This window comes from Bradyrhizobium sp. Ken51 (genome assembly GCF_055807435.1).
The window spans coordinates 218,025-230,604 of the sequence record NZ_JBVVPB010000008.1 but is presented as its reverse complement, the minus strand read 5'-3'; the positions used below and the strand labels follow the sequence as shown (position 1 = coordinate 230,604).

The 12,580-nt window shown below is 62.2% G+C and carries 9 protein-coding genes, 1 tRNA gene and 2 pseudogenes; 3 read left to right on the top strand and 9 right to left on the bottom strand.

Going from position 1 to position 12,580, the window contains the following annotated elements:
• Positions 1-22 precede the first annotated feature (22 nt).
• A pseudogene (locus AC0L27_RS16540) lies at positions 23-271 on the bottom strand (hypothetical protein).
• Positions 272-721: 450 nt separating this feature from the next.
• Here AC0L27_RS16540 and ku point away from each other — a divergent pair.
• Both ku and AC0L27_RS16530 read left to right on the top strand, forming a co-directional pair.
• A pseudogene (gene ku / locus AC0L27_RS16535) lies at positions 722-1,573 on the top strand (non-homologous end joining protein Ku); the annotation flags it as partial.
• Positions 1,574-1,589: 16 nt separating this feature from the next.
• On the top strand, positions 1,590-1,838 hold the full coding sequence (locus AC0L27_RS16530; RefSeq protein ID WP_473319672.1) for a hypothetical protein: 249 nt from the start codon (positions 1,590-1,592) through the stop codon (positions 1,836-1,838).
• Between the two features lie 179 nt (positions 1,839-2,017).
• Here AC0L27_RS16530 and AC0L27_RS16525 read toward each other — a convergent pair whose 3' ends face one another.
• Positions 2,018-4,009 carry a protein-L-isoaspartate(D-aspartate) O-methyltransferase gene (locus tag AC0L27_RS16525; protein ID WP_473319670.1) on the bottom strand — a complete coding sequence of 664 codons (1,992 nt, stop codon included), beginning with the start codon at positions 4,007-4,009 and terminating at the stop codon, positions 2,018-2,020.
• Between the two features lie 341 nt (positions 4,010-4,350).
• Between AC0L27_RS16525 and AC0L27_RS16520 the strand changes: the two genes are divergently transcribed.
• Positions 4,351-5,352 carry a hypothetical protein gene (locus AC0L27_RS16520; protein ID WP_473319668.1) on the top strand — a complete coding sequence of 334 codons (1,002 nt, stop codon included), beginning with the start codon at positions 4,351-4,353 and terminating at the stop codon, positions 5,350-5,352.
• Between the two features lie 40 nt (positions 5,353-5,392).
• Here AC0L27_RS16520 and AC0L27_RS16515 read toward each other — a convergent pair whose 3' ends face one another.
• The 7 genes from AC0L27_RS16515 to AC0L27_RS16485 form a co-directional block, all read right to left on the bottom strand.
• Positions 5,393-5,656 carry a hypothetical protein gene (locus tag AC0L27_RS16515; protein ID WP_085395063.1) on the bottom strand — a complete coding sequence of 88 codons (264 nt, stop codon included), beginning with the start codon at positions 5,654-5,656 and terminating at the stop codon, positions 5,393-5,395.
• Positions 5,657-5,958: 302 nt separating this feature from the next.
• On the bottom strand, positions 5,959-7,590 hold the full coding sequence (locus tag AC0L27_RS16510; RefSeq protein WP_473319666.1) for a 3'-5' exonuclease: 1,632 nt from the start codon (positions 7,588-7,590) through the stop codon (positions 5,959-5,961).
• The gene (locus AC0L27_RS16505; protein ID WP_473319702.1) at positions 7,587-8,036 is read right to left on the bottom strand and encodes a hypothetical protein; all 450 of its coding nucleotides are present in this window, start codon (positions 8,034-8,036) and stop codon (positions 7,587-7,589) included. The genes AC0L27_RS16510 and AC0L27_RS16505 overlap by 4 nt, the downstream gene beginning before the upstream one ends.
• A 170-nt stretch (positions 8,037-8,206) precedes the next feature.
• A complete protein-coding gene (locus tag AC0L27_RS16500) occupies positions 8,207-8,932 on the bottom strand; it encodes an SOS response-associated peptidase (protein WP_275171783.1) in 726 nt (241 codons plus the stop codon).
• Between the two features lie 402 nt (positions 8,933-9,334).
• Positions 9,335-9,922, bottom strand: coding sequence for a DUF3102 domain-containing protein (locus AC0L27_RS16495; protein ID WP_473319664.1), 588 nt, complete (start codon positions 9,920-9,922; stop codon positions 9,335-9,337).
• 443 nt (positions 9,923-10,365) lie between these two features.
• Positions 10,366-12,339 (bottom strand): DUF6538 domain-containing protein, encoded by a 1,974-nt coding sequence (locus AC0L27_RS16490; protein WP_473319662.1) that lies wholly within the window; start codon positions 12,337-12,339, stop codon positions 10,366-10,368.
• Between the two features lie 101 nt (positions 12,340-12,440).
• Positions 12,441-12,515: transfer RNA gene (locus tag AC0L27_RS16485), tRNA-Gln, on the bottom strand.
• Positions 12,516-12,580 lie beyond the last annotated feature (65 nt).

The window sequence follows — 12,580 nt, the reverse complement described above, 5'->3', positions numbered from 1 at the left end:
GGAGCGAAGTCCGCAGGCGCGGTCAGAGCGCGCTCAGGTCGTCCGGCACGTCGCCGAACTTCCGGATCAGCTTGGCGTCGCTGAAGTCGCCGCTCGAAGGATCTCCCGTCCGCGAGAACGCGATGGCGCCGGAATGGCCCGGCTTGCGTCAGAGCGCCTCCGCCCGCATGACCGCAGCGTTGGCGCTCAGGCACTCCGCCGCCTCGCCTGCGGCCACGCCGTCGTCGGAGAAAACGAACGGCAGAGCGACATAGTAGGTCACATCAGACATCTGGCTCGTCCGGCCCTGGAAGTCCTGGGCCTAGCCGGTCGGCACCTTCGAGCGGAGATCGTCCAGTCGGCCGGGAGAAACTCGTTCGCGACCAGCAGGACCTTCACGGTTTCCCGGGCGTCGCCGCCGCACACCGCGATCGCCTGGTCGGCGGCGGCATCAAGGTCGTCGGGGGCCGGACCGGGCTGCTCGAAGGTAGCGTTCAGCCAGGCATGTTCCCGGTCCGTTCTCGGGAGTCAAGAGCTCCTCTCCGGAATTCCCATGGCGCAGCCGTGGGCTTCCGATGAATCTCCGAGACGCGCGGGCGGCTTGTCGGAACCGGCAGACCCGTTCGTCTTGAGTCCAAGTCCCCATCCCTGGAGCGTTGCGTAACCATGGCCCCCCGCGCGAACTGGAAAGGCTTCCTTCGGCTGTCTCTCGTCACCTGTCCGGTCGCGCTCTACCCGGCGACGTCGGAGAGCGAGAAGATCTCGTTCAACCAGCTCAACCGGCAGGACCGGCCACCGCATCAAGTATCTCAAGGTCGACGCCGACACGGGCGACGAGGTGCCCAACGAGGACATCGTCAAGGGCTACCAGTTCGAGAAAGATCAGTTCATCGAGGTCAGCAAGGAAGAGCTCGAGGAGATCGCGCTGGAATCTACGCGCACCATCGAAATCGACGAGTTCGTCGACAAGGCCGACATCGATCCGCGCTACCTCATCCGCCCCTACTACATCCGCCCCGACGGCAAGGTCGGGCACGACGCGTTCGCCGTGATCCGCGAGACCATCCGCGAGATGGAGAAGGTCGCGATCGGGCGGGTCGTGTTGACCAACCGCGAGCACATCATCGCGCTCGAGCCGATGGACAAGGGCCTCGTCGGTACGCTGCTGCGCTACCCCTACGAAGTACGCTCCGAGCAGGAATATTTCGACGAGATCCAGGATGTCAAAGTCACCAAGGACATGCTCGATCTCGCCAGGCACATCGTGAACCAGAAAGCGGGCAGCTTCGAGCCGGAGAAGTTCGAGGACCATTATGAAAGCGCGCTGATCGAGCTCATCAATCAGAAGCGCGCCGGCAAGGCGATCACACCGAAGGAAAAGCCGGCGGCCACCAACGTGGTCAACCTCATGGAGGCGCTTCGGCGGAGCGTAGGTCAGGAGGCCGCGCCGGCGAAGGCCGTCAAGCCCGCCAAGAAGCCGCGGAAGGCTGCTGCAGGCCAGAAGGAGATGCTGATGCCGATCGCCGGCAAGAAGCCCCCGAAGGAGGCGGGGGCGAAGAAGCCGGCGGCCAGGTCGCAGCGGAAGTCCGCCTGACAAATAGGAGAGCCGCATGGATATGAAAGAAGCCTCGGCAATGACAGAAGCCTCCGGACTGGCTAACGAGCTGGACGGCCTCGATCGTGCGTCCGCGGCGAGGTTGCGCGCCGCGGCGGAAGCGAGCCGGCGCCCGCTGCGGCCGACGTCGCAGGATGCCGCGATGCACTGGGTCGACCAACTTCGCGAGGTGACTTTGAAGGCGCCGCTGCAGTCGCTGTGCGTAGCGTTCCTGCTCGGGGTTTGGGTCGCCCGTCGGCGCTAGACCCGTTAGCCGGCAGTGCCCGCCAGTTGGCTGTGGCAAACGGTTCGCCTACATGCAGGTGGTCCGGAAAGCCGGGGTGCGAGGAGGGAGATGTCGGCGGGCATCGTGCTGGTCGCGGTCTTGACCTTTGTTCGGTTCCTGAGTTCCGACGAGCACTGGCTCGTCGCGGACCTTCGCCGTCAGAGGCCGAATGGATAGGTGTCCGGGACGCCGGCGCGGCGATGTTCCGGTCCCAAAGGCCTGATTGCCTTCGTCTCATCGAACCACATGAATGCATCAAACTGCTGAGGCAGCGACGCTTCGGCGTAATGGCTTTGCAGTTCGGTGTTCGGCCGGTAGATGACTCCGATGAACCGTTCGAGGCGCGGCTCGATCAAGCGACGCCGGAGGCTCTCGTCCCGGCGAAATTCGAGCAGGCCGCGCGGCACACCGGCCTCGTGGAACTGCCGCTCGTAGCTGTCCGGTCGAGAGGGCCGCACCTGCATCACTTCCATCTCGCCATCCCAGTCCGACGCGGCGGCCACGGTGCCGGTATGTGTGCCGAAGCCGACCAGGGACGCCGCCTCGGCGAACTTCTCTCGACAAAGCTGACCGATGTTGAGCTCCCCGCGGACCGCCCCCATCTCGGTGAAGCGTGCGTCGCCGACATGGGAATTATGCGCCCAGACCACCGCCTTGGATCGCGGCCCCTGGGCGTCCAGGATATGGCCCAAGGTTTCGAACATGTGCGTGTCGCGCAGGTTCCAGGATTCGGCCCCGCCATAGTACATGATCCGGTAATAGCGCTCGGCGGAGGCGATCAACCGCGCGTTCTGCGCAGCGTCCAGGAAGCTGTCCGGGTCGTTCGCGGCGTAGTCGAGTTGCTTTCCCAGGATGTCCTGGCACTGGCGAACCACCTCCGCCTCGCATTTCCGATAGGCTTCGGTCAGGACGGCACGGCCGTAGGTCGAAGGTTCGCGCTGCCAAGGCGTTAGGCATCCGTAGCGCTCGCGCGCCACGGCCGCGGCTTCTGGATCTACGCCATCGAGATAGGCGAGAACGGCGGCGATCGAGCTCCGCATGTTGTAGATGTCGAGCCCGAAGAATGTGGCGCGCTCGCCTGCCAGCTTGCTTTCGTTGTGCTCGCGCATCCAGTCGACGAAAGCGGCGACGTCGGTGTTTCGCCACATCCAGGTCGGGAAGCGCTCGAACGGCTCCCCGCCCGAACCGCGCGACGACTGGTGGCGAACGTAGCGGTCGACCGCCGCGGCGTCGGGCCAATCGGCTTCCACCGCGACGGTCGTGAACCCGTGCTTCTCGATCAGGCGCCGCGTGATCGCCGCGCGCGCCCGGTAGAACTCCGACGTGCCGTGGCTGGCTTCGCCCAGCAGGACGACCCTGGACTGCGCAAAGCGATCGAAGAGGTCGCCGAAGGCGGGATCGTCGAAAGCCGGCAAGGGTTCGAGGGCGGCGCCGATCATGTCCGTGAGCGAGCGGAAACGCGTGCGCCCGGGGACGTGATTGCTGGCGGAGCGCGTGCCGTCCTCCGCCCATCCGTGCTCTCCGATCAGGGGCACGAAGCGAACGGCCCCGAAGGCTTCTTCATCGTATTGGGTGTCGCTCCGGCGCGTGATCCGCAGCAGCGATTGTTCGTGCTCCAAATCTCCGACTGGGATGACGAGACGGCCCCCAATGGCCAATTGGCCCTTGAGTGCGTCCGGTACTTCCGGACCGCCGGCCGCGACGAGAATCGAATCGAACGGCGCCTCTTCCGGCAATCCGCCGGTACCGTCGCCTGTATGGACGACGCAATTGTCATAGCCGAGCGCCGCAAGCCGCTCGGCGGCGGTCGTGGCTAGGGCGCGATGGCGTTCGACGGTGTGAACCGTTCTGGCGAGCCGCGATGCGACCGCCGCCGCATAGCCCGAACCGGTTCCGACCTCGAGCACCTTGTCCGCGGGCTTCATCTCGGCCGCCTCCGTCATCAGCGCGACGATGTAGGGTTGCGAGATGGTCTGCGCGTTCGCGATCGGCAGCGCGCCGTCCTCGTAGGCGAATTCCTCGAAACCGGATTCCACGAACCGCTCCCGAGGGACCTGTGCCATCGCGTCCAGAACGCGCCGATCGCGGATGCCGCGGCGTGCAAGTTGAACCTGGACCATGCGGTCGCGAAGCTGTGCGAATTCGACCATGGCCGCGCCGTTCGTCAGAGTTCTGGTGCGACAAGCCAATCGGGGCGAGCCGGACAGGTTCCTCCTACGACAAAGTATTGGGTTGGGTGGCGCGCCGGCGCTAGGGTCGCCTCGACACGGGCCGTCGGCCGCTTCGGAACGAACGCAACTCAGCCGGGTTGGTCGCCGATAATCGGAGTGCTCCGATGCATCTGGCCCGCCAGTCACATGGACGGAGATCGATCTCCGCGGGAACCTTCCTGCTCGCTGTGTTGGTCGTCATGGCCGCGGTGCATTTCGCTACGCGTTCGGGGACGTGACGTGTTCGGGCGGAGTTCGCCCTGCGCCGCTGGCATTCCGTTATGATCGTGCAGACCATCGAGATCGCTGCCGGAATGGTCCTGGTCGTCTTCGCACTACGCGATGTATTCGACACGGTGGTGGTTCCGGGCGAGAGTAGGGGCGCGCTGCGCGTGGCCCGACGGCTCCTGACCGTCGCGCTCCCGATTTGGAAGTGGGCCCGCCGCGGCAAGAGCGGGGTGTCGACCAGCTTCGCGCCGTCCATCCTCATGGGCTCCTTCCTGATCTGGATGGGGCTTCTCTTGCTCGGGTATGGGCTCATCGCGCATGCGTTAGGGGACTGGTTCTCTCCGCCGGCCGATTTCCAGGAGGCGCTCTTCATCGTCGGAAGCGCGTTGTGCACGGTGGGGCTGAGCGGCATCGAGGCCCACGGTCCGGCCCGCTGGGCCCTGGTCTTAGCCGGCCTTTCGGTCCTAACGATGGCCGTCACATACCTGCTCCAGGTGCAAGAAGGCATTTCCCGCCGCGATGCCGGAATTCTCAAACTTACGACGGCTGCGGGTCAGCCGCCCTCGGCTCTCGGACTGCTGGAGCGTTATGCCGACCTCGACTCTCCGGAGGAGATCAGGCGCGTGCTTCACAGGGGACGGGATTGGTGCGCCACCGTCCTGCAGAGCCATGCTTCCCATCCATCGCTGATCTACTTCCGATCGGTCGGCGTGGGCTCGGGCTGGCCTGCAACGCTCGGAGCCATGATGGACCTCGCACTGATGTTCGAACTGCTGATCGAGGACCGCGAGAGCCGAGGGCCGGCGATCCTGCTCCGAAGCGAAGGATTGCGCCTGATTGACGATCTGAATGGACTGATCGGCCTTGAGGCCAAATCTGACGATACCACTGCTGCGGCAGTTCCGCGGGTGTGCGCCCGCTTGACGGCGGCTGGCTACAAGGTGCGTTCGTCGGTGGACGCAGCGGAGTTCGCTGAGCAGCGGCGAAAGCACGCTGGCCGGGTGCGTGCCGCTGCTGAGCATCTTGGCACCACGGCAGCGCCCCTGATCCCTTGATCATCGACAGCGGCATCGGACCGTGGGTTGTCGGTGCGCTTCAGTCGGGCGGGCATTCAGGGCAGGTATCGCCGATCGAATCCAGCACTCCGCGGACCTCGGCGACAGCCTGGTCCGGAGACAAGCCGTCCGGAGGCTCCTGCCTCGCGATGTCCAACGCGCGCTCCCGGGCGTGAGGGTCGGCCCGCTCCTTTGCCCAGCCATGCTCCTCGCATTCGTGGACGGCGCCCGCCTCCTGCAGCACACCGAGCGCCCATCCGCGCAGCGTTCTGATCGGCGGCCGTCTTTCCTTGGTCATCAGCATCGAGCTTGCTCCTGCCGGGACGAATCCCCTCGCCCGTCTTCTCGTTCCGGGCGGTTAGCACGCAGCAGGGATTCGCAATCGGCAGGGCTGAAGTTTTGTCCCCGTGTTCCGCGCCGCTGTGCACAACGACACCTTCCGGTGCCGGCATGAGGCGCCAGTGCCCTGCAGGCTGTTCGGCATTGCCATCCCGACCGCGGCGCTCTGGAATTGGATCACATGGCGGAGAACCGTTGTTAGAACCGACTGAATTCGCAGATGCGGCGGCATAGATCGGCCCTTCCAGGCACCTGCTTGGTTATGAACTACGCTGCTTCGCGGTACCCCTCTTCGCTCCGCTTCTTGTTGATGAGATTCAACAACTGCGCCGAGGCCCGCGCATCGCATAAGGCTCGATGATGATTGTCGAGCGAGATGCCGTATATCTCGCAAAGCTTCCCAAGTCCGTAGGACTTGTGCCCCGGGAAGCGGCGCCGCATTCCCGCGCACGTGCAGAGCTTGGGAAATCTGAAGCGCCGCGCGATCCTTTCGAATTCGTAGGCCATGAAACCGTAGTCGAAGCTGACATTATGGGCGACGAAAATGCCGTCCCCCATGAACTCCATGAATCGATCCGCCACCTCCGCGAACAAAGGTGCGTCCCGAACCATTTCGTTCGTGATGCCGGTCAGCTGGACGATCTTTGCGGGAATGGAACGCTGAGGATTGATGAGAGAATGCCACTCGTCGACGACACAGTGGTTGCGAACCTTCACCGCGCCGATCTCGGTGATGCGATCGCCATTAGACCAGGAGCCGGTCGTCTCGATATCGACCACCACGTAATCCTGCTCGGGGTCGAAACGATAGTCGACCCGACCGACCTCAGCGATGATGCCGGCGGCGCCGAGCTGGCGGAGGCGGGTCAGCTGGTTGCGGCGGATCACGTCCCCCTCGGCCTTGACCTCCATGAAGGACGCTTTGCCGTCCTGCACCAACATCAGATCGGGGAAACCGTCCCCCATGCCGCGGAAATCGTCGCACATGCTGCGGACGATGCTGGCTATGGCGGTTGGATCGAATCCTTCGAGCAGCTCGCGGAGCGCCTCCACTTGCACATGATCCCAGCCGAAGATCCCGTTCGGGCGGCCCCATTTTGCTGCGACGGTGCGGAGGATCAACGGAAGAGAAGCTCCGGACGCGATGGCGGCCAGCTTCTCGTCGATCGTCACGGCGAAGAGCCGACGGAAGCTTCGGTCTTTCAGGCAATGGGGTAGCCAGTCGAACCCGCTGGGCATTCGAGTGCTCTCGAAGAGCTCGTCCCAGAAGAGAAGCCCGAACAGCGTGTGCCACAGCATATTCTCGGTGAAGAAAACCTTGGTGCCCTCGCGCCGCAGAACGCCGGCGACGCCTGCTTCTGGATTGCCGCGATGGGTATCGTCGACGGTGATCGTTCGCCCGGACCGCAGCAGCTCGGTGTAAATGCCTGTGCGCCTCCCTCCGAACTTGCGAGCGTAAAAGTCAGTTGCGAAAACGTGCTCCCCGTCGCTGGCGGGATCATCGATCATCCGCTGCAGCAGCTCTTCGGCTCCGGTGCGATCCCCGGTATTGTAAAGCAGGCGGACCAGACGCTCGTTGCAGTCCGGCGAGCACCCCGCGAGATAGAGCTGACGGGCAAGATCGCTCTCGCCCGCTTTCTCGAAGAAAAGTCCGGTCTGATGAGCCGCTCGGCTGCGTAGGTCGTTGGCGTACTGTGTCCCGCAGGCAGGCCCGGACAGCACGTCGATGGCGGCCCGCCTGTGGACAGGCTCCGATCCGTCCTCAAGGCTGTCGAGAATCTGGCTGTAGTGGAACGAGGCAAGCGCCTCCTCGGCATCGGTGAAGCGTGCGCTGAACGCATTCTCTCGATTCGTGCGGAGGATACCCAGGTCCCGCAGCGCGAAGTTCTTGAGGTTCACCTCGGTCTTGCCGAAGTAGAGATACAGCAGGAATTCGATGGGCCGCGTGCCGTCGAGAGCGATGAACTTCCGGGCGCCGCAGTGCTGCGCGGCCGTCGAAAAGGGGATCTGTTCGAGATAATAGTCGATGAGCTTGGCTTTGGCCCAGGACTACGGACGTCTTTGCGCCCAGCCGCCTGTGCACCGGTAAAGAGCACATCTTTGGGAAGACACGCGAGGAACCCAGCGTAGTCGGCTTCACCGATCACCCGGGCATGACCGACCGTCATCAGTTCCGACGTCGCCTGCTCGATATCGTCGATCTCGGGGTACTCGAACAGGGTCCGGTTGATCATGCGGATCAACAGGCATCGGGCATCTCTCGAAAGACCCTCGAAGCGCGCTATGAAAGCGTGATGCTCCGGGCCAAGAACGGGTTCGTACGTTCGCTGCACGAACTCGAGCATTTCGGCGAAATGGTCGAGATAATAATAGACGGGCAGTTGCGGCAGTTTGGCCAAGCGGACCTTCGCGGCTGGAGTCGTTTGTTCTATTTTTGTTCGAATGGCGAGCGTGAAGTCAAGCACCTCGACGGGCTCCAGCTCCCCTATTCGCCGACGGTTCGGTGTCTGCGGAGTTAGGAAGGCGAAGCAGGGGTATCTTCCTTCAGACCTCGGGCAACGATCCGGAGCGCTGCGTCCGGAAGCGGTCGCTGCAACTTCAGCGCCTCGTCCGCCGGCGCCATCATCCAGGTCTCGACCTCGGCGGGCGTCGTCAGGATCACGGGCATCGCCTTCGGATGGATTGCGCCGACTTCTGCGTTGGGCTCCGTCGTCAGGAAAGCGTAGAGGTCGTTCGTAGTCTCGCCCTCCTTGACCCTCCGGACGGACGTCCAGTTGGTCCAGATGCCGGCAAAGCAGAGTAGCGGACGGGTCTCGTCGAGCGCGAACCAAATGTCGCCGCCCTCGGCCTTGTTGAACTCGCTGAAGCTGTTGAACGGCACGACACAGCGATTCTCGACGTCGAGCCAGCGCGTCCAGTGCTTGCTCTTCACGTTGCGAATATTGGTGGTGCCGCCGTCCGGCTCCATTCGGAGCAATTCCTTGAAATCGACGGTCTTGCCCTTCGCTTGCAGCTTCTCCGCGCGCTTCTTCGTCGCGTCCATCAAAGCTTTAGACGAGGACGGCATACCCCATCGCGCGGTGGCGAGCTCACGACCTTCGGCTCCGTTCCTAACGATGGGTGCCTTGTAATCCGGAAAGACTCCGGGCATCGGCGCGAGGTTGCCGACGTAGCGGTTGACGACGCGGAACAGCGCGCTGATGGCGGCCTGATTGGTGGTGATGGAATAGAGATTGCACAAGGTCAGGTCTCCGGATCCGGATGGCGGGCCCGCTGCGCCAGCTGCAGCAGGGTGGCAGCCGATCGAAGTTCAACCTTATCCTCGAGCGCATGATCGCGTCCCGGCGATCGAGCCATGGGCCCATCGGGCCGTCGCGCGGGCAAGCTCCGCCAAGCGCTCGCGGATAATGCTTGCCCCAGCCCTTGGTTACAAAAGCGGGTACAAGTCCCCTTTTGGATCGCGCTTCATCCAGTGACGAACGCCCATAACGTCTTAAAACCAATTGGAAATTCTTGGTAGCGGGAGAGGGACTCGAACCCCCGACCCCAGGATTATGATTCCAGTGTTCTGGGCATCGGCTCACTTTCGTTAAAAGCAGATTAGTATCGACGCAACCGCTAGGAGACTTTCGGCGTCGCTAGTCTAGTTCAGGCTGCGGGAAGGAGGCGCGACGTTAACGTTCAGGGCTTCCCTCAGCCTGCCAGCAAGGGCCGTAATCGCATTTTTGCGTGCAAGGCGAAGAAACAATTCGATTTCGCGGACGCGCTCAGGATCGAGTGCATCAATCAGCAAATCAGCGATCTGATCGATCTGGAGCATATGCAAACGGCCCCTGGCTTCGGCAATACGCTCTTTGACGTCATCCTCAGAAACTGCATGTCCAGCACGCACGTCGGACAGAACCTCCGAAACCACCCTCTCGGGAGTGCTCTTTGCGGCCAGTTCGTATGCTGCACCCGCAGCTAACTGCGCCAATTCGGCGGGATCTTGGGTGCGCGAAAGTCTAGCCAGGTTCATATAGTTCTGCGCTGATTTATCGGAGATATCCATCTCCTCTAGGCAGTAGGCGCCAAAGCGCCCGTGCGGGAGCAGCGCCTTGGCCTCTTCCAAATGCGTACCCACCTGGATGATGGTCGGAATAATGGTGGGAAGCAACTTCTTGATGCGCTGCGCTATGAGCCGCAATTGCTGTGTTTCGTTGGGAGGGATATCCGAGTAGTCGAAAGCCATGATGACCTCACAGGTGAGCTGCGCATTGCGAGATTCATCGCAAATGCGCGAACGGAAGCATGACTCAGAAACGACGCCACCGTGGTACAACGCTCAACTGAAAGGCCAAGGACGCGGTTGGCATCCGAGGCTAGACCTCCTTATCTTGCGGAAGACAAGCGCAGGATCGCAACTAAAAAATGCCGAATGGGGCCTTAATTTATGTGGAGAGGCAGCTAATTCGGCTTAGCTTCACATACGACGTACCCTTGGTACATCCCTTCGGCCCCTCTGCTCGTCTGACAAATGCGAAACGGTTTCGCATTTGCTCGGCATCGCAGCGCCCGGCGCCGTCAGTGATGCGTGCGAGAGTAACGGAACAAATCCAGAGATGAGCATCGCCATATATTCTGCCGTATCGGGGCCACGGCGGCCAATCAGGTAACGAGGCCAACGCTTCCATCCTAGCGTTTTGCACGAGACGGCTGCGAAAAAGGCGCCACTTCTTTCTTCTCAACCCATGGAATAAGGTTGATGTCACGCGCCTCGATATGGCTTGTAATCACCTCCAACTTCATGATGAACTCGAACAAGGTGTCGAGTTCATGGGGCTCGCAGTAGCGCTCGGTGGTCTCGCTGTCGCCGCCGTGCCCAAGAAGATCCGCACGATCCTCTTTCGTCAGCAGTCTCTTCTTCAGCTGCGCACCGAAAAGATGCCGCACAGCATGAGCACCGAGGCCCTCCTCGGTGATTTCAGCCGCGACGAGGATGGGCTTGAACAGCTTGTAGAACCGGTTGCCTAACGGCGAGCGACTGCTGGGCGAGTATAAGTCCGGGAAGAGGAGCTTGTATCCGAGCGCCTTGATCTTCCTGACATAGTCGAGAAAGCCCAATCGGATGAGCTCCGGGTGGACGGGAATATTGCGCTGGGACTGAGCGTTTTTGATGCGCCGCTGCTCGTTCGCCGCAATGTGGACGTACGGCCTGCAGCCTTCGCGATCGAAGATGATGTCGTCTACCATAGCGCCGCAAAGCTCCTCGCGCCTTGCACCGGTATAGTAGATGAGGATCGGGACGAAATAGAGCGCGCAGTGGAAGACCTGCGAGTCGCCTTCCTTGCCCCACTCCCCCAACTCGTCCCACCCGGCGCAGTTGATGAACGGCGCCGTCAGAAACATCGCTTTGACCTTGTCGAGAGGCAGCTTCGCCCTCTCGTCGCGGGGACGTTTGTTCTTGCCGCGCCCCTTTGCGCGCAGTTTCGTGACGTCGATACCCTCCAGGCTCTTCGAGCCGCGCGCGATGGCATAGTCGAAGATCTGTCCCAGGAAAGTCAGGTGCCTGTTGAGGGTGTCTCCGGAAACACCCCGCTTGCCTCGTTCGACCGATTTCCCCTTCTCGCGGAGTTGCTCGATCGTCAGGGCCTCGTCCCGCACCGATTTGCCGTAGTGCTTGTAGATGTCGAAGCGGAGGAAATCGACGAACTTGCCGACTTGCTCCTGGCGCAGCAGGCCCAGATCAAGAATGCGCTGATCCTGCACCACGAACTTAACGAACAGATTTGCAACGCTCTTGGCCTGCCGCTGCGTCTTGTCGTCCCAAAGATTGTCGGCGGCATTCTGCCGGGCGATGCGGTCCGCAAACTGAAGGAAGTCTGCCATAGGAATGAACGGCGTGACAGGCGGAGCTTCGATCCGCGGTGGACCATCGGAGCGATCCGCTGCCAGGCTTACCGTCGGGAAAATTGGCGTTGGTGGATCACTCCTCGCGAGCAAAAGGCGATCCACCAGCCCCGCATCTTCAATTCTCGTTCCGCCATAGCGGCGCTCGGACTGAGCGAGCGCAAGCCTCATCCCGCGAAAGTAGATACCTTGTGCCACATCCATGTTCATTGCGGTCGGCACGGCCCGAACGCCTTCGACCATTTGCCGAAGGACGTGGTACTTCGTTGGCACCATGTCGCTATCCCGGAGCATCGCTAGGTGACGCTTGACGGCCTCGATGTCGGCTTCCGAAAGGCCTTCGGCGATCATGCGGTCGCGATCTTCGGGGTGCACAGCAGCGCCATGTCCTTGCGCGTCGAGCAGCGTGTAGGTCCACAACGCCCGCAGATCGTCATTCCTTGCTCGATCGGCAACGAAGCCCCGCGCATTTTTCGCGGCAAGTGCCACCTGCTCTAGCTTGGCCAGCTGCTTCTCGACGACAGCATGAAGCATTGTCTCAATTTGGGACCGCGACAGATGAAGGTCGGCGCCGTCGGCAAGCATCGCGATGTCGTCCAGAACAAGGTTGAGCTGGTTGGCCAGGCGCCGCGCCGTCATACGGCTCGTCGTTCTCAGGCTCATGGAAACATGCTGGCGGCCCATGCAATTGGCAAGTGTGGGAGGCGTACGACGCCGCCAATAGTAGACGGATTGGCGGCGAAAGATGTGGAAAGCCATGTTCGAGCGACACTCTGTGCAGCAGTGATGTGTCGCAGAGCTGTGCATCAGCTCCCCAGCCAGGCCGGTTTCGTCAGGAATTTCAGGGGAAGCGGGGCTCCTGGCTGGGGCGGGAGGGATCGAACCTCCGAATGGCGGAATCAAAATCCGCTGCCTTACCACTTGGCTACGCCCCATCAGGCCCTTCGGGAACGGCGGCGGCACGACCGTCCGCGGATTCCCTCGAGTGGTGCCGGTCTAT